Here is a 17,533-nt window from a genome sequence, read left to right as displayed (position 1 = left end):
GATCATGCCTCAGAATCCGCTTGTCAATAGTGTTTGAGACGCGCTTACCCTGACTGCCACAAGGGACAGCAATAGTCCCCAGTATTTATTTAGCGCATCATCGAGAAGAAGTTTACCCACAATCAAAGCAGTTCAAACCAGAACGCTTTTTAGAAAGACAATATTCACCTTATGAATATTTACCCTTTGGTGGCGGGAATCGTCGCTGTATTGGCATGGCATTTGCCCAGTATGAAATGAAAATCGTCCTAGCAACTATTTTGTCAGAACTTCAAGTATCGCTACTGAACAAACGTCCTGTGCATCCTGTGCGCCGTGGATTAACTATAGCTGCACCCGCAGGAATGCTGATGGTTGCTACACCTCAGGTTAAGCGTGCGAATACTATTACTGCCTCTAGTTTAGGTTGATGTACTCAAGTGAAGCTATCCTGAAGGCGATCGCTTTTATTCTCTAACAATATGGGCAGACTAAATAATAGCTGGGATGATTATTGTGTACGCTACCTAGCAGCACTGATAACTGATTTGGGTGATTAAACTCTGAAAAGTTTATGGTCTGAGATTAGGCAGCATTTTTTAAGTGCATCTGAAGAAGATATCAATTGGTTTATCCAAGCACTTGGAGATGAACAACGTAAATTGTTTGTTGTCTTCATGGTCAACAAAGTAACTAAATCTGCTCCCAAGCACCTTAAAGAAATGCTGTTTTCTCCTCTAATCCGTGCTGCTGTCTATGAAATCAATCCCAGCTTTAATCGTTCATTTGTAGAGCCATGTGTTATTGCTTTTGGTCATGGTCTTGTCAATGAAGCTTTGCTAGAGTTTGTTGAGCATGAGTCAAATTTCGAGAAAGCTGGAGCAGTAAACGCACTATATTGGGCACAGGTTCCCTTACTGATAGTTATATTCGTCATCGGATCGAGGTGCAGTTAGGGACAGAAAGTCTACTCCAGCCATTACCCTCGCGAAATTTCAACCATCAAACCTGAAAAGTTGCCATGAATTACTCCGAAGGGGGTTGACTGTTTTGCTTGTTTGCAAGTTGTTCATAATGTTCTTTGTCGCGGTATTTAATTGTTCTCATAGGTTGATTTCCAACAATTGCTAAAGGTTCAACATTAGCAGTTACAACCGTACCAGCCGCCACAATTGCACCATCTCCAATGGAAACTCCTGGAACAATTAGGACATTTCCGCCAATCCAAACATTGCGACCAATAACAACAGGTTTATGAATGTAGACATTATGTTGATATGGCAAATCATTACTTTGATAGTCGTGGTTTGCTGAGAGGATAACAACATTAAATCCAATTGTGGTGTTGTCGCCAATTGTGATTCCACCACGACCATCTAATAAGACATCGGGGCCGATGTAGACTTTATTCCCCAGAAATACATTTTGCGGATGGTCAATTCTAATATCTCGCTTAAATCTTAGACCTGATCCACAAAATTTTAATTGACTCTTTAGCTCTTGATGCTTGTAGCGCCTGATTTTTGTTTCTAGGTATTCTCCCCACCGTACCAAACGAGGCACTAACCGTTGTTCAAATAGTCGCTCTAATTTATTTGTAATTTTATCTTTGATCTGTTTCATAAAACCTCACGGGACTGGCTTTCAACCAAAGAGGAAAAAGGACGCGGTACTTTAGCACCCTCCACATTTGTTAGGTTTCCCTAATTAGAGTATTTTCTCCCGTGTGAATACCGTTTTTCTAATAATAGGCTGAGAGTATAAGATTTCGGAATTAGAGACAGACAAAGTTGAGAATCATCAGACTGAGCCATGAAAACTTGTACAAAAAAAATTAATGATAGAGGGTTCTTGACGACAACAGGTTTGTACTATAGTCAATGAAGTAGATTCAGGTTGATTACGGTATCTTTGTAATCAACGATTCCAAAATAGATCAGCCCTTATTTTTAGTAGAATTTGCTGCGATCGCAAACGCGCTGAAGCCGCACTTTGCAACTCCCAAAAAAGCTTATCGTTGCTAATCCAAGAAATGACAATAGCGGTAATTGAGTATAATTATGAGTTTCTGGATCGAGGTTGGAACCTAGTTGCCGAAAAGATTTTCGATTAGACGGTAGTATAAAAAATGGAGCGTTCACTCGATTTTCTGATTGCGATAGATGAACTCCTCACTATAAAAATTGTAGAGACGCTTTTACAATTTGCATCTCTACAAAATTTTTTATTGAGGTACTAATCAAAATCCCTGTACCAATAGATAGCAGGATAGTTAATAAGGAATGGCTCTCAGAAAACCACCAGCTAAGTTGAGCGCTAAGAAAGCTAAAATCGGAGAAAAATCCATACCGCCCAATGGGGGAATAATGGAGCGGAATAGATTTAGATAAGGGTCGGTTATCTGGGCTAAAGCAGCAAATGGCTGGTTATACCAGTTGATTGTTGGGAACCAGGTCAACAAAACCCGGATAATTAGCAAATAGCTATAAAAGGTGACAAATGTAACTAGTGTCGTAATCAGTAAACTCATGGATAGCTTTGTTTCCTACTAAGTGTCAAACGCGGTCTTATCTTTTAATTTTAATTTAGTCCATGTCATGATGTTTGCGGATTTAGCACTTACCACACTTGACATTTTTACCACGCCTGAACAAACCTCAGGAGTCTTTAGTGAGGGTGCGGTCATTAGTTGCTTGGGGTGAAATGCCATTAACATTTCCCAGTTGCTTTCGCACATCATCAATTGTGGCATTTAGCTGGGCAATTTTATCTTCTAGTGATCGCCTAGCCGTTTCTATACCGATGTTCTCGCTTTCTGAGGCTTTCATCTGACGCCGCTTTGCTGCTATTTTCCTCGCTTCGGCTTGGCTATCCGTCAGTGTCTCCTCCTCTGTTAGCAACTCTGGATTGCGTCGAGAAGCAATCAGTGCCCCGATAACACCACCAAATACGCCACCGACAAACGCCCCTGCTACAAAACCACTGCCAAAACCATCTCGTTGACTCATATCTTTACCGCCTTCAACAAACCTTGCAACTTTTACAGTAGTTATGCTATTTTCCTGCCCTAGCTGCATAGTAGCTTAAGTCCCAAAGATGCGATCGCCTGCATCTCCCAATCCCGGTACAATATACCCCTTGCTGTTAAGTTTTTCGTCAATAGTCGCCGTGTAAATTATTAAACCTGGATAAGCTGTACTCAATTTTTGCAAAGCTGGTGCAGCCGCCACTACGCAAACAATCCGGGTCAAGGCTGGAGCAGCACCCCGTTGTGTCAATTCTGCCATTGCCGCCATCATCGACCCTCCTGTTGCCAACATTGGATCGGTAATTAACACTCGTGTTTGGGGGTCAAATTTTTCTGGTAACTTGTTGAGATAACAATGAGGTTGCAGTGTCTCTTCGTCTCGCGCCAAACCAAGATGGTAAATCGATGCTAAAGGCAATAAAGTCTGCGCTCCCTCAAGTAATCCTAGTCCAGCCCGCAGAATCGGCACTACTGCTACTGGTATCTGCGGATCAATCACGGTTGCTAGACAGGTATCCAAGGGACTCTGCACCGTCGTTTCTTGGGTCGGTAACCAGTCTCGCGCAGCTTCATAAGTCAGCCATCTTCCCAGCTCAGTCATGGCACTACGAAATAATACTGAAGGTGTGCCTGCATCACGGGCAACTGCCAGCCAGTGTTTTATCAGGGGATGGGGTGGAACATAAACGCGCAATTGTAGCGTCATAGCCAGAAATAAGGGCTTTTTTATTGTATAAGAACTGAAACACCATAATACTCTTTCCTGCATCCGGCTGACAGCTGATAATTAACAGTCTCAAGTTTATTGATAAAATTTTTCATTAGTAGTTGACATTAATTCTCAATCAAGGTTATATTCTTATACAGTGTTCTCCTCTCTTTTAAGGATCGGCAGACGGGATTAGCCAGCAGTAGCAGGTTCGTCCCTCTTTTTTTTGATTAGTCATTGGTCATTGGTCATTGGTCATTAGTAAATATTGATTGACTCTAGACAAAAGACAAGAGACAAATAACAAAGGACAAATGACAAAGGACAAATGACAAATGACTATTGATGCGATCGTGATTGGGTCTGGGATTGGCGGATTAGTAACAGCGACCCAGTTAGCAGCGAAGGGAGCGAAAGTGCTGGTACTGGAACGTTATTTGATTCCAGGTGGTAGCGCTGGTTATTTTGAACGCCAAGGCTATCGGTTTGATGTTGGCGCATCGATGATTTTTGGGCTGGGACAGAACGGCACTACTAATTTACTCACCCGCGCTTTGTCAGCTGTGAATGTTAGCCAAGAAGCGATCGCAGATCCGGTGCAGATTCACTATCATCTACCCCAAGGTTTAAACCTGAAGGTTGACCGGGTTTATGAAAAATTTTTGCAAAATCTTACTGCTCATTTTCCCCATGAAGAACAAGGGATTCGTCGCTTTTATGACGAATGCCAAAAAGTATTCAAGTGTCTCAATAGCATGGATTTGCTGTCGTTGGAAGAACCTCGGTATCTACTGCGGGTATTTTTCCAACATCCTTTGGCGTGTCTCGGTTTAGCTAAGTATCTGCCCCAAAATGCCGGGGACGTGGCGCGGCGCTACATTAAAGACCCGCAATTATTGAAATTTATCGATATGGAATGTTATTGCTGGTCGGTGGTTCCATCAGACATGACACCAATGATTAATGCTGGTATGGTCTTTTCTGACAGGCATTATGGCGGAGTGAACTATCCCAAAGGCGGGGTAGGACAAATTGCCCAAAAACTGGTGGAAGGTCTAGAGAAGGCTGGAGGTAAGATTCAGTACCAAGCTAGAGTCACGAAAATTCTCACAGAACAGGGAAAAGCGGTAGGTGTGCAACTGGCTAATGGTAAAGTATATCAGGGTAAACGCATAGTTTCTAATGCTACACGCTGGGATACATTTGAACAATTATTACCAGTAGAAGAAATGCCATATAATGAAAAAAAATGGCAACAAAATTATCAAAAATCTCCAAGCTTCTTGAGTTTGCACATCGGGGTAAACAAGTCAGTTTTACCTGCGGGGACAGAGTGTCACCATATTTTGCTGGAAGATTGGGAAAAGATGACAACAGCAGAAGGCACAGTTTTTGTTTCGATTCCCACATTGCTTGATCCAGATTTAGCGCCAAATGGATATCACATCATTCATACCTTCACGCCTCACTGGATAGATGATTGGCAAGAACTTTCTCCGAGTGAGTACGAAGCGAAAAAAGAAGAGGCAGCTTGGCGAATTATTGATCGCCTAGAGAAGGTTTTTCCAGGCTTAGATGCTGGATTGGATTATCTGGAAGTGGGGACACCCCGCACCCATCGCCGCTTTTTGGGTCGTCAGGATGGCACTTATGGGCCAATTCCCCGGCGCAAGTTGTGGGGGTTATTGAACATGCCTTTTAATCGCACAGCTATTCCAGGACTTTATTGTGTAGGGGATAGTACGTTTCCGGGTCAAGGATTAAATGCAGTCGCTTTTTCTGGGTTTGCTTGCGCCCACCGCATTGCCGTAGATTTAGGATTTTAACGTGCATTTTTGGAAGTTGAAAAGTTCAATTGCTGTTGAATGCTTTGAGCGTCATTATACAGATTTGTCACTCTCAAATCATTACTTGGACAGCTAATATCTGGAGAATTTTGCCATTGATACCTGACTTGAGTTGACGTACCGAACGAAGCAGATTTTGCACATGCTTTATATGGTAATTTTGACAATGGTTTAGCTACTGAAATATCATTAAAAAACTTCGTAGCTGTGTTCACTTTTATTTCACCTGCACCTTTTCTGTCACAAACAGTGTAAGTTGCTTTTCCGGATGGCAATACATGAATTGTATATTTGCAGGTATTTGTAGAGCCACTATTAATAATAACTGCTGGCTGTTTGGAATTTGGAGTTTGTGCAAGTATTCTCAGAGGAAAAATACATAAGGGTGTAGCTAAGAATACCAAAGCTAGACTAATTTTATACATGTTAAGAACTTTCACTTTCACCTCACATTAATTTTTTTAGTTACCTAATTAGGTCAGAACTGATTTGAGATATCTTATGCAACAAAAAATCCTACCATAGCAATTGTTTGGTTAATACTTAATTAATTAATATTAAATTTGTGAGCAGCGCAATTATTAAACATAAATTATGGTGATTTCTTAAAAGTATAGTTGATTGTATACTTTTTAGATATGTCATTATGATGTCAATGTTGTGTCAGCGAATCCATCCATTTTCTATCCTCATGAGGGGTACAGGAAAATATAAATAAAGGTAGCAATAGAGACCAGTAAACCAGTGTTTCCATATTTACAAAACTTTTCATAATTGTGCTTTAATGGTGAGCGGTTTTTGTTTTCCTAGAATCTTCCTCACACACAATGCGATTACCGATGCTCCTCACACACAAAGAAAACATTTTAAAATTTAGCTGGCTTTTACCCAGCTTCTTAAGTTTGTTTTTGTTTGGCTCCAGTGTCAAAGCTGCTGCGATCGCTAATTGGCATTTTGATAGCAATCGTAATCATCTGGACTTCACCACAGATGAGAATGTTCAACCTAAAGTGCAACTACTTACCAACCCTACCCGTCTGGTAATTGATTTACCTGGAGTTACAGTCAGTGATAATAGCACTTTGTTTGCTGGCGTAGTTCCGATGCATTCACCGATGAAAGTGCTGGAACCTCAAATTAAAGCCTTGATGAATCGCTACAGTTTTCTGAAAACAGGAATGTTTTTCCTGGATTTGGATACTGGGGATTATCTGGATATTGGAGGCGATCGCGTTTTCCCAGCTGCTAGTACGATTAAATTGCCAATTCTCATCACCTTTTTCCAAGATTTAGATGCTGGTAAAGTCAGCTTAAATGAAATGCTCACCATGCGGCGTGACTTAGTAACCAATGGTTCTGGAATTATGCAGTATGAGCGAGTTGGTAAGAAGTACACAGCTTTGGAAACCATCACTAAGATGATTACCATCAGCGACAATACCGCCACTAACATGATTATTGATCGCTTAGGTGGAGCAGCGCGACTAAATCAGCGCTTCCGTGCTTGGGGACTGAAAGATACAGTAATTCGGCATCTTTTGGCTGACTTGAGAGGAACCAACACCACAAGTTCTGAAGATATGGCGCGGGTGCTGGCTTTAGTTGTGAATAACAAGCTAGTTTCTTTACAGAGTCGAGAACAAGCCTTAGATATTCTGCGCCACACCACAATTCACACACTGCTTCCCGCAGGTTTGGGGAAAGGTGCTGTCATCGCTAACAAAACTGGAGATATCGGGTTTCTCATTGGCGATGCGGGATTTGTTACTATGCCCAATGGTAAGCGCTACCTGGCGGCTATTTTTGTCACCCGTCCGTATAAGGACAGCAGGGGGAGAGACTTTATTCGTCAAGTTTCCCAGCTTGTTTACAATTACCTGAATCAGCCGAATCCAGTCGCCTCTGGTGATTTGCTTTACGGTGTTACGAGGTAGGAGACGCGATCGCCAACAGAAAACACAGCCAGCCTGATTTTATCTCCAATACTCAGTTCCAAAGCCTTCTGAATATTCTGTAAGGTAACTTTTAAAACATCCTCTAGGCTTGCACTTAATGATTACTGCTTCTCTTCGTCTGTCAAATTAAAACTGATTGGTAAGCAAGTTTGTAGTAAGCACTTTAGGTTTTGATTTTTTAAGCACTTTAGTGCTTACTACGAACCTCTCAGAATTTTTTCGACAGACCGCTACAATAAATTAGAGCAATTTGATTTTACTTGCGGCTCTAGTGGCCTTTTCCCTAGCCTCTTGGACATTAGCACCTTTGGCTAAAGCTATGCCCATTCGCCGATATGGATGAGCATTAGGTTTACCAAATAATCTAATATCTACATCTTTTTCTGATAAAGCATCGGCTACACCACCAAAAGCAATAGAATCAGATTTTTCTGAGGCTAAAATTACTGCACTGGCTGATGCTCCTAGCTGTTCTATATGAGGAATTGGCAAGTCTAAAATTGCTCTTAAATGTAGTTCAAATTCATTGAAATTTTGTGATATTAATGTCACCATTCCGGTATCGTGAGGTCTCGGAGAAAGTTCAGAAAAAATTACTTCATCTTTGGTAATGAAAAATTCAACACCAAAAATTCCGGCTCCTCCTAAAGCATCAGTGACTTTTATGGCTATTTCTTGAGCTTTTAATATCTTGTCTTTAGAAATTAGTGCGGGTTGCCACGATTCTTGATAATCTCCTCGTTCTTGGCGATGACCAATAGGAGAACAGAAAATAGTGGGTGCATTCCACTGTTTAATTGTCAATAAAGTTATCTCAATTTCAAAGTTAATGAATTCTTCTATAATGACCTTTTGACTGTCTCCCCTAGAATTAGCGCTCGCATAATTCCAAGCCCTCTCAACTTCACTCTTATCTTGCACTACAGACTGACCTTTACCAGAGGATGACATCACAGGTTTAACAACATTACTAAACCCAATTTCCTCAGAAACTGCAATCAATTCTTCTAGGGTTGTTGCATATCCATATTTAGCCGTTCTGATGCCCAATTCTTGATGTGCCAGTTCTCGAATTCTGTCACGATTCATTGTATAGTTAGTGGCAGCCGCAGTCGGAATAACTGTAATTCCTCGCTGTTCAAATTCTAGAAGTTTTTCTGTTCTGATTGCTTCAATTTCTGGTATAATAATATCTGGCTGATGTTTTGTCACTACAGCTTCTAAATCATCAGCACTGAGCATAGAAATAACTTCATAAGCATCAGCAACTTGCATAGCTGGAGCATTGGTATAGCGATCAACAGCTATTACATAATTACCAAGACGTTGAGCTGCGATCGCAAATTCCTTGCCTAGTTCTCCCGAACCCAGCAACATCAATTTTTGGGGCAAATTAAGACTCATTAACTTATCCAAAAGAATTTTAATTTCATAATTTTATATGTTTTCATTACCAACTTCTCAATAATTAAATTTAGCTCCACGTAGTTGTAAATCTTGACGTTGTAGATGATTTAAACCAGTATCTACACCAAGCTGACAGTTATCTACTAGAGTCTCTAACCAAATAGTCTCGTTCAGAGTTGCACCTCGTAAATCTGCATTTCTCAAGTCAGCTTTCGTAAAATTTACAAATAAGAGGTCTGCATTCACTAAACTGCTATCTTGTAGATTTGCTCCTGATAAGTCTCCTCGGATGAAGTTTACACCATCTAAAATTAAACCAGATAAATCTGCTCCCATAAGATTAGGAAACTTTAGCTGACTCGGATATTTAAAAAACCGCATCATACAGATGATGTTTACTTCGTTTAGTTGGATTTTGGTTAAAAACTCATAACGAGCTATACCCAGTTGCTTAAGAATTTGTAGACGCTGTGGGGGACTTTGTTCTAAAAACTGGATAGCTGTGTGGCGTAGGTCTTGAGTAGGGATATTTAACATGATTCTCAGATTGTTACGATCCTTGTGCCGATTAAAAATTTAATAGTCGATACAGGCAAATAATAGATAATATAGCAGTCTTAAATCATTCATGAAAAACAATAACCCCGACTTCTCAAAGAAATCGGGGTTATAACTTTATCGATAACTACTTACCTAACGTCTTGCCAACAATGCTTTCGTAGCAGATTCGCCTGCTAATTTCACCTGCCTTGTCAACTGAAAGTTTAACAACGCTAAAACACTCAAATCAGCTAAGAGTGCCATAAAAACTGTTGTCACCCCAGCGGGTTCTATAGCTGCCCAAGGAAAAGGTGTAAACATCCATACAGTAGAATGTTTCCACGACGAGATACCGATAGTTTCTAGAATCACTGGTAGTAAGAACATGGCAGCACCTAAAGTTCCAATTGCCCAGAAAGAACGCTTAGGAGTTTTCAGCAAAAGTATCAATTGGGCGATAGTAGCGTAAATCATCATTAAGCTGATGGACAAAGCTATAGTTAAAAGTACTTTAAATCTGTCAATCTCGTTAACAATCTCAGTTCGGCCATTGTTTGCGTCAACAACAGATGTAAGTAAAAGCCAAACTAACCAGGGGATAGCAGCAATTGTCAAATTAATAGCGATCGCCACAAGTGCAGGGCTTTTTTCGGCCCAAATTAGATCACGCCATAAACTCTTATGGCTAGAAACTTCTTGATGTCGATATCTTGCCCAATCTTGTACATCTTGACGATGAGGGGAAAGAACTGCAATTAAACTTAAAATCAACACCAAGTTGTACACTGCCAGCAAAACGAAATTTTTCCCAACCTGTTCATTCCATGTGTGATTATTTTTACCATTTTGTAGAGCAAATCCCCAGATCATCAACTGGTAAAAAGCTACTAGTAAATAACTTTGCTTCTTGCTGATTATTGAGGCTTGAGGATTACGGAAGCAACGTTTAAGAGCTTGCAAAATACCGTAACTACACAATCCAAAGTTTAATAAATAAAAACCAACAACACTAACAACGCTTGTCCCTAATGGGAAATAGAAAAACTGCAAGTTTTTCAAGGGAGAACCCTTGTATACATGGAATAAGTTAGGAAATAGATAATTTGTTGTATCCCAAGGACTAAAGATTCTACACCAAGCAGTTGAATTATTAAAAGTTTGGTTGTGTTGAGATAGCAACCTTTTAACAGCATAAACTTCAAATGGCTGACAATACTGATATCCGCAGAAACACTCAATTTCTCACTTATGCTTTGCTAATTCCTCGTCATAGCCGATCTCAAAGTAGTATTGCCACCGTTGCTCATCCATCAAGCTTTATTTGACTAAGTGTTCTAAGTGATTTATGGCAAGATTACATATATTTTTTTTAGATTAATTTATAAAAAGTGTTAATACTGGTAACAAAAATATTGAGCCTGTTAACTCTTCATGAAAATGAAGAAAAATAGCCGTCATTTCACCAATTTAAATTTAATTAATAAAACTAGTAAATTCGCTAGTTACAAGTACTACTCAGACTACTTAGCATGAGAAGCGAAACAAACATAAAGATTTTACCTAGAGTTATCAATGAATAAGCAACTTTCTACTAACGCTTTAGTTATTGTCATTAGCTTGCTTGGAGTATCTTCTGCTATCACACCTGCTTCAGCTAACTTCATAACTGGAATAACACCAGTTACAAAAACTGAAGTTCCTAAAACAGTACAAAGTGTAACCACAACTACTAATACTGCTGAAGTCGCAAAAGGCGTTAAAGCTACAGTCCAAGAGATAACTAATACTACCGTTGGACAATTGGCTGGAGTTGCAACCGATTCTACAACAACTGCACAAGTAAAAGACCCAAGTCAAGTTAAATTACCATCCTTGGATAACCCAACACAGATCGTCCAAACCATTGGTCAAGCTGCGGTTGGCATTAAAGCCGATCAACAAAGTACTCAAGCTGATGCAAAAGCCGACCTGGGAGCACAAATCCCTGATTTGGCCACAGTCGGTATCTGTTTAGACGCTAGTGCAATATTAGGAATTGTTAATAAAGGTAGCTCGGCTAATTGTTCCAAAGCCGTTGAAACTCCACCTGTTGGCCTTGAAACTTTACCTGTTGCCCTTGAAACTTTACCTGTTGCGGTTGAAACTCCACCTGTTGCGGTTAAAACTCCACCTATTGCAGTTGAAATTCCACCTGTTGCGATTAAAACTCCACCTGTTGCAGTTGAAATTCCACCTGTTGAGGTTGAAAAGTTCTATGTTGCTATAAAAATTCCATCTGTTGGTGTTAAACCTCACTCTGTTCCCGAACCTACAACTCTCGGAGGACTTGCTTTGTTGGGGGTTTACTTCATTTCCCGTCGTCGAGTCTCTTAATTTAGAACTCTTGAGTACAGTTATTCTACTGAAGATTTCTGATAGTGTTTTGCCAAATACTTCTATAGCCCTTTCTATGTCGGTGAAGTCTAGCTAGACTTCATATATAAACCCTCTCAACTTTGAGGATGTGTCTCATTTGATCGAGAACTGCTATATTCCCAACCACCTAATCTCAGCTTGATTATATGCCTGTTGGTCAACGATTATAAGACTATCTATTCCTAAAGAGGTTACAGGTGTCAAGCAAAAAAATCGGTTTCTGGTCTGTGTGGGCATTAGGTGTCGGAGGCATTGTCGGTGGACTTTTCCCAGCACTGGGAGTTGTAATTCAAATAGCTCATACAGGCGCACCACTAGCATTTGCGATCGCTGGGACAATAGCTTTGATAACTACTTATGCTTATGCAAAACTTTCAGTAGCTCATCCATGTCGAGGCGGGACAGTAACCTTCTTAAACCAGGCTTTTGGTTCAGGGCTGTTTAGTGGGACACTGAATCTTCTACTGTGGTTTAGCTATGTAGTCATGCTTTCTTTTTACTTACAGGCTTTTGGTAGTTATGGAGTTAGCCTGTTCACAGAGTCTACTCAACCTATTTGGAAGCATTTACTGATTAGCTTGGCAATTTTAGGGACAACTGGATTAAATCTACTAACTGCCAATCATATTGGTAAATCTCAAATCTGGATTGTCAGCTTCAAACTAGGGATTTTGATCCTGTTCATTACTATGGGAAGTAGTCATATCGACATTTCCCGTCTAGAACCAGTCTCAGTATCGTCGCTACAGTCAATTTTCGCAGGAGCAATGGTAATCTTCTTGTCTTATGAAGGCTTTGAGCTAATCGCCAATGCAGCAGAGGATCTTGTCAATCCCAAGCATACTTTGCCACGAGTTTATTACTCTGTAATCGGGTTCGTTATTTTGCTTTACGTTTTAATAGCACTGGTTACATTGGGAGCAGAACCAATAGAACAGATTTTGGCAGCAAAAGACTATGCTTTGGCTGAAGTTGCCAAACCAATTATGGGGCAATTTGGATCTGTTTTGATTACTATTGCTGCTCTTTTCTCAACTATCTCGGCTAGTAACGCAACACTCTACGGTTCAGCTCGTTTTAGCTCTGTGATTGCTAAATCTAGAGGGTTTGACTTTGGCAGCCAAATAAATGGCATAGATCAATCTTCAATTGGCTTATTTATTACTAGTGGTATCACTCTCATAATCGCCAATTTCTTTGATATAAGTCGGATATCAACGATGGGTAGTGCCGGATTTCTCCTAATATTTGCTGCGGTTAATTTAGCTAATGCTCGTATGCATCGTTATACGAAAAGCAAGCAATGGATTTCACTTCTAGGTGCTGGAATATGTTTAGTAGCACTAGGAATGTTAATTTGGTTTGCTTTGCAAACAGATCCACAAACTGTCTGGGTTTTAGTATTGATGGTGGGAGTAGCCATAGGCATCGAAGTAATCTACTACCTGTCAAACAATCGACAGCTACACCTTTGAAGAAGCTTTGCTCAACTCTAAAATGCATTTGTAATAGTCCACGTTTGGATTAATTTAACTTGAATTCGCTAACAGTGTCTTCTCTGTTAGCGGGTCGTTAAATATAGCTGTTTGGTTTAGATTTTCATTATGAATCATCTCTTAAAGGTGATTTAGGAATGGCTCATAAGCGGTAATTTTATCTGGAACGTCGAGCCTTTACCCTCGTTGCTCATCACATGAATGTGACCGCCGTGAGCCTGGATAATTTGTTGAGCGATCGCTAATCCCAACCCAAATCCGCCGCTTTCTCTGGCACGTTCTGTGTCAACCCGGTAAAAGCGATCAAAAATGTAAGGTAAATCTGCCTCTGGAATTCCAATTCCAGTATCGATGACCTGAATTACTGCCCGATCTGGATGAGGTTCTAAGCGTAACCAGACAGTTCCACCAGACGGAGTATAATTGCAAGCGTTGTTGAGTAAGTTTTCCACAGCTAGCCGCAACAAATCGGGGTCAGCCAACAACTCAATAGGTTGTTTTGGTAAATGGCTGATCAACTCGATCGACGCTTTTGCAGCAACAGTATTGTAATAAACAGCTAAATTCTCTAGCAAGCTATTAAGATTAACCTTTTTAAGAGATTCGGGAGTTAATTTTCCCTGATGCCGAGCTAACAGCAATAGGTTATTGACCAAGGTACTCATCGACTTGGCGCTATCAATGATGTTCTCCACTGAGGGATGGATTTGGGGATGGTGTGCTGCCATTAATAACCCAACTTGGGCATTAGTCAAAATCGCAGAAAGGGGCGATCGCAACTCATGAGAAGCATCTGATGTAAAGCGTTGCAGTTGATTATAGGCTAGCTGAACAGGCTGCATAGCTATGCCACTGAGTACCCAACCTGTAAGTCCAATTAACCCCAGTGCTACAGGTACAGCAAGGGTCAATATTAACTGAAATTCTCTGAGATCGTTTTGAGTTTCTGTCAGTGGGATAGCAACTTGCAGATAACCGATGACCGAATTTCCTCCTTGAACAGGTAGCGTGACTTGACGAAGCCAAAGCGTCTTACCTGTAAACTGGTCAACAGACTTAATCGTGAGAAACTCAGATGCTATTTCTAACTGCTCTGGAGGTGGAGTACCAAAAAACCGATTGAGTTTGCCATTGGGGTCATACCAGCGAATATACACCAGTTCAATATCAGCAGGGTGAGAACCACTACCCAATAGCGGTACATTGCTCAGATCGACTTGTTTTTGTCCTTGATACAAGCGATACTGCGAACTGGCTGCCATTAGCTCTGCTCTTTTATAAAGCAGTTTATCTAATGCTTTGAGCTTGTCTTTCACCTCAAGATTATAAATGACTCCAGCAAAGAGAATGAGAATGCACCCCATTGAAAGGGTAAACCAACGAGCTAAGTTACGACGACTGCGGTTAAACACAACTCATACTAATTCGTAATTCGTAATTACAACGCTTTTCAAGTAATTAAACTACACTATATTTCTACTCTGCGTTGCCATTATTAAATTTCAAGATGGTTTTGGAGGGTTGAGACGATAGCCCATGCCGTAAACAGTTTCAATCCAATCGGCTGCTGCTAATGTTTGCAAACGTTGGCGAAGTTTACGAACTAAAACGGTGATTGCATTGCTTTCTGGCTCACTACCCCACTCCCATACGGCTTGCTCAATTTGGTTACGAGTCAAAACTTGCTTAGGATGACGCATGAAGTACTCAAGCAACTGAAATTCTTGGCTGGAAAGGGATACGATCGCCCCTTGTCGCTCCAAAATTAGTGTATCAAGATGAAGTTGCAGGTCTGCCAACCAGAGGGTGTCTCCTTGCCAAAGGGGCGATCGCCTCCTCAATGCCCGCACCCGTGCCATGAACTCCACGATATCAATCGGTTTGACCAGGTAATCATCAGCTCCGGCATCTAATCCTATGACTTTATCGGGTGTGGTATCTTTTGCCGTGATCATTAATACAGGAGCTGTTTTTCCCGCCGCCCGATACTGTTGACACAAACTTACTCCACTAATCCGAGGTAACATCCAATCTAAAATCAACAGGTCATATTCTTTTTCAGCCAAAAGCCATTGAGCTGTTTCACCATCCTTGACACCATCAACGCTGTGTCCAGCCTGAGAGAGAACCATTTGTAACGGCATTAATTGCTTTGGATCATCCTCTACCAGTAAGATTTTCATCACCTTTATACACTTGTGCTTGTTTAGAATAATCCATTGAAGCAATCTCAACGTCTTTCATCAGTCAGATTTCAGAGGATTGTCTACCTGATTAGGATATACATGAACTGTGATCTAGCAAAATCAGAAGCAGGTGTAGTGTGTGGCGTATTAGTAAACGTTGGCTGCAAGGGCTGGGATTAGAGTTTTGGTTGCCTCTACCACTGGTAGCGGTTGTGTTTTGGCTTGGCTGTAATTTCCTAGCTGCTCAAGAGTTAAGCCGACCCTACTCCACGAAGAAAAAACTTCAGTCAGATACTCAAATTGAAGCACGGGTATCAGTCAATGTGTTGCTCATTAACGCTGCCGTCAACCGAACTAAAAGAATTACCCAGGTAGAAGTGGAAACAGCAGACCCCATCTTGAAGCGACTGGAATTAGAACTTCCAACAATAGAATTCAGCCAAATAGAAGCGACAATTGCCCAAGAACTAGGTCTACCCCGTGAGGATGTGAGGAAGTTAGTACGCTATGAAGTTGTTGACTAATATTGATGGTATCTTGCGCGGTTACACTATCCAGGGCGACATTAAGCAGCATCGAATCAGACAAATGCCTCTACGAAAGCCTCCTTGAACTAAAATTTAGTTACCGAACTGTTAAGTTTGGGAGCTTGGTAAAATTCGGTCTAAAAGATAATTAGTACTAAAGTAAAATAAAGCAATTAAAATGATTGCTGGTAATGTAACCGACAACAAATCTCTTGTTTTGTCTGAACCAGATACTTCAATAGCAACGGTTAGCAGAATTGCAGTCATCCCATTTTGATGACCAAACATAACTCTTGCCTTGTTGCTCATAGACTCCTTTATAAACAGCAAAGTGACAATAATTTGCCCCAAGAAAAATGTGGAAAATGCTAATATTCCACCAGATAACCAATCTAACCTGAGATTGGTAGACAATAAACCAATAACAATCACACTAAAATAAAAAATAGGAGAAATAATGATTTCTAATTTTTCTGATGCAATCGGTCTCAGAAAGATACCAGAAAATGCAGGCAAAATAAATGAATCAGATAAAACACTGTAGACAATAATTATTATTATAAAAATTATTTCTAAATATTTTTTCATATTATGTATTATATTTAACAACCGACTAATATAATAAATTGTAAGGCAGCCGATAATATCAGCAGCAATCCGCACAAAATATTGACTAAAACTGAAATTATTTGAGACTAGCAGTGGTAGAAAAATATAAAAAGCAAATAGTATAGTAACTGGATCATCAAAGCTAGTCCAAGCCCTCAAAATAGTCTCCGATTTTCTGCTAATCTTGCTGTTATCAAGAGATTTAGCTGCGGCAATTGGATCCATTTGAGCAATCACTGTCGCACATAAGTAAGCTATAGGTGCAACACTGGGTGAAAAAAGAGCCAGAAGAAAACCAGGCAACACGATTTTTATTGGGACTCCGAAAACTAAAATCCTACTAATTAATCCTAGATTTCTTTTAAATAAAGTTCTATCAATACCTAAAACATTGATGTATAACCCCAGTGCGATCGCGGTATTCATCAGTTCTTCAAGATAGGGAATGCTTTTGGCATTGATGCCAAACCAAACTGCAAACCAATGAGCCGCAAATCCCAACCCAAGTGACAGAATACCTAACTTAAGCAGCATTTTTGTAACCTTAGTAGAAACGTAACCGTTTAGGGGGTAGAAGGAATGTCAATACGTACAGCTCAATGCCTTACCACTAAGTGAGATAGTAAAGCACGTTTTCGCTCTTCACCTGCTTTTGCTTTAGCAATCGCTTGTTCAATCACATTCAGATGGAATTGTGGTTTCTTAGGCTTTAAACGAATGGCACTAAGAAAAGCTATAAGTCATACACAATAGGGGATACAGCTTTTAATGCCAGAGAGCGCAGTAATGGTATGATCCAGGCGCTCGCCGAGAAAGAGATGATGTACGATTGCCC

At 40.5% G+C, this 17,533-nt stretch carries 18 protein-coding genes and 1 pseudogene; 8 read left to right on the top strand and 11 right to left on the bottom strand.

Features of this window, described 5'->3' with window-relative positions; translation table 11 throughout:
* Positions 1 to 53 precede the first annotated feature (53 nt).
* Both ACFFAP_RS09170 and ACFFAP_RS09165 read left to right on the top strand, forming a co-directional pair.
* Positions 54 to 410: pseudogene (locus ACFFAP_RS09170) on the top strand (cytochrome P450); the annotation flags it as partial.
* 246 nt (positions 411 to 656) lie between these two features.
* Positions 657 to 935 (top strand): hypothetical protein, encoded by a 279-nt coding sequence (locus ACFFAP_RS09165; protein ID WP_375510920.1) that lies wholly within the window; start codon positions 657 to 659, stop codon positions 933 to 935.
* Between the two features lie 70 nt (positions 936 to 1,005).
* Here ACFFAP_RS09165 and ACFFAP_RS09160 read toward each other — a convergent pair whose 3' ends face one another.
* From ACFFAP_RS09160 to upp, 4 genes are all read right to left on the bottom strand, one after another.
* Positions 1,006 to 1,602 (bottom strand): acyltransferase, encoded by a 597-nt coding sequence (locus ACFFAP_RS09160; RefSeq protein WP_375510919.1) that lies wholly within the window; start codon positions 1,600 to 1,602, stop codon positions 1,006 to 1,008.
* 649 nt (positions 1,603 to 2,251) lie between these two features.
* The gene (locus ACFFAP_RS09155; RefSeq protein WP_375510918.1) at positions 2,252 to 2,509 is read right to left on the bottom strand and encodes a YggT family protein; all 258 of its coding nucleotides are present in this window, start codon (positions 2,507 to 2,509) and stop codon (positions 2,252 to 2,254) included.
* Between the two features lie 127 nt (positions 2,510 to 2,636).
* Entirely contained in the window at positions 2,637 to 2,987 is a 351-nt protein-coding gene (locus ACFFAP_RS09150; RefSeq protein WP_375510921.1) for a hypothetical protein, read from the bottom strand.
* Between the two features lie 75 nt (positions 2,988 to 3,062).
* Positions 3,063 to 3,713 (bottom strand): uracil phosphoribosyltransferase, encoded by a 651-nt coding sequence (gene upp, locus ACFFAP_RS09145; protein ID WP_375510917.1) that lies wholly within the window; start codon positions 3,711 to 3,713, stop codon positions 3,063 to 3,065.
* 338 nt (positions 3,714 to 4,051) lie between these two features.
* Here upp and crtH point away from each other — a divergent pair, with 338 nt between their 5' ends.
* Positions 4,052 to 5,542, top strand: coding sequence for a carotenoid isomerase (crtH, locus tag ACFFAP_RS09140; protein ID WP_375510916.1), 1,491 nt, complete (start codon positions 4,052 to 4,054; stop codon positions 5,540 to 5,542).
* Here crtH and ACFFAP_RS09135 read toward each other — a convergent pair.
* Positions 5,539 to 5,988 carry a hypothetical protein gene (locus tag ACFFAP_RS09135; RefSeq protein ID WP_375510915.1) on the bottom strand — a complete coding sequence of 150 codons (450 nt, stop codon included), beginning with the start codon at positions 5,986 to 5,988 and terminating at the stop codon, positions 5,539 to 5,541. The genes crtH and ACFFAP_RS09135 overlap by 4 nt on opposite strands.
* A gap of 414 nt (positions 5,989 to 6,402) precedes the next feature.
* Between ACFFAP_RS09135 and ACFFAP_RS09130 the strand changes: the two genes are divergently transcribed.
* Entirely contained in the window at positions 6,403 to 7,497 is a 1,095-nt protein-coding gene (locus tag ACFFAP_RS09130) for a serine hydrolase (protein WP_375510914.1), read from the top strand.
* A 261-nt stretch (positions 7,498 to 7,758) separates the two neighbouring features.
* On the opposite strand, the gene purT is transcribed toward ACFFAP_RS09130, so the two are convergent.
* From purT to ACFFAP_RS09115, 3 genes are all read right to left on the bottom strand, one after another.
* Positions 7,759 to 8,922 carry a formate-dependent phosphoribosylglycinamide formyltransferase gene (gene purT / locus ACFFAP_RS09125; protein WP_375510913.1) on the bottom strand — a complete coding sequence of 388 codons (1,164 nt, stop codon included), beginning with the start codon at positions 8,920 to 8,922 and terminating at the stop codon, positions 7,759 to 7,761.
* Between the two features lie 57 nt (positions 8,923 to 8,979).
* The gene (locus ACFFAP_RS09120; RefSeq protein ID WP_375510912.1) at positions 8,980 to 9,462 is read right to left on the bottom strand and encodes a pentapeptide repeat-containing protein; all 483 of its coding nucleotides are present in this window, start codon (positions 9,460 to 9,462) and stop codon (positions 8,980 to 8,982) included.
* Between the two features lie 156 nt (positions 9,463 to 9,618).
* On the bottom strand, positions 9,619 to 10,524 hold the full coding sequence (locus ACFFAP_RS09115; RefSeq protein WP_375510911.1) for a hypothetical protein: 906 nt from the start codon (positions 10,522 to 10,524) through the stop codon (positions 9,619 to 9,621).
* A 143-nt stretch (positions 10,525 to 10,667) separates the two neighbouring features.
* Here ACFFAP_RS09115 and ACFFAP_RS09110 point away from each other — a divergent pair, with 143 nt between their 5' ends.
* The 3 genes from ACFFAP_RS09110 to ACFFAP_RS09100 all read left to right on the top strand — a co-directional run bounded on the left by ACFFAP_RS09110 (position 10,668) and on the right by ACFFAP_RS09100 (position 13,355).
* Positions 10,668 to 10,790, top strand: a complete 123-nt coding sequence (locus ACFFAP_RS09110) for a hypothetical protein (RefSeq protein WP_375510910.1) — start codon at positions 10,668 to 10,670, stop codon at positions 10,788 to 10,790.
* A gap of 247 nt (positions 10,791 to 11,037) precedes the next feature.
* Positions 11,038 to 11,838, top strand: coding sequence for a PEP-CTERM sorting domain-containing protein (locus ACFFAP_RS09105; protein ID WP_375510909.1), 801 nt, complete (start codon positions 11,038 to 11,040; stop codon positions 11,836 to 11,838).
* Between the two features lie 239 nt (positions 11,839 to 12,077).
* Entirely contained in the window at positions 12,078 to 13,355 is a 1,278-nt protein-coding gene (locus ACFFAP_RS09100; RefSeq protein WP_375510908.1) for an APC family permease, read from the top strand.
* A 152-nt stretch (positions 13,356 to 13,507) separates the two neighbouring features.
* On the opposite strand, the gene ACFFAP_RS09095 is transcribed toward ACFFAP_RS09100, so the two are convergent.
* A complete protein-coding gene (locus ACFFAP_RS09095; RefSeq protein WP_375510907.1) occupies positions 13,508 to 14,788 on the bottom strand; it encodes a sensor histidine kinase in 1,281 nt (426 codons plus the stop codon).
* 90 nt (positions 14,789 to 14,878) lie between these two features.
* Complete coding sequence (gene rppA / locus ACFFAP_RS09090) at positions 14,879 to 15,559, bottom strand: two-component system response regulator RppA (protein WP_335083974.1); 681 nt, start codon at positions 15,557 to 15,559, stop codon at positions 14,879 to 14,881.
* Positions 15,560 to 15,699: 140 nt separating this feature from the next.
* Between rppA and ACFFAP_RS09085 the strand changes: the two genes are divergently transcribed.
* The gene (locus ACFFAP_RS09085) at positions 15,700 to 16,086 is read left to right on the top strand and encodes a hypothetical protein (RefSeq protein ID WP_375510906.1); all 387 of its coding nucleotides are present in this window, start codon (positions 15,700 to 15,702) and stop codon (positions 16,084 to 16,086) included.
* Positions 16,087 to 16,197: 111 nt separating this feature from the next.
* Here the strand turns inward: ACFFAP_RS09085 and ACFFAP_RS09080 are convergent, their stop codons facing one another.
* Entirely contained in the window at positions 16,198 to 17,232 is a 1,035-nt protein-coding gene (locus tag ACFFAP_RS09080) for a hypothetical protein (RefSeq protein ID WP_375510905.1), read from the bottom strand.
* Between the last annotated feature and the right edge of the window lie 301 nt (positions 17,233 to 17,533).

The sequence above is a fragment of the uncultured Nostoc sp. genome (genome assembly GCF_964245575.1).
Classification (GTDB): domain Bacteria; phylum Cyanobacteriota; class Cyanobacteriia; order Cyanobacteriales; family Nostocaceae; genus Nostoc.
This window is presented reverse-complemented; position numbering and strand designations above follow the sequence as displayed.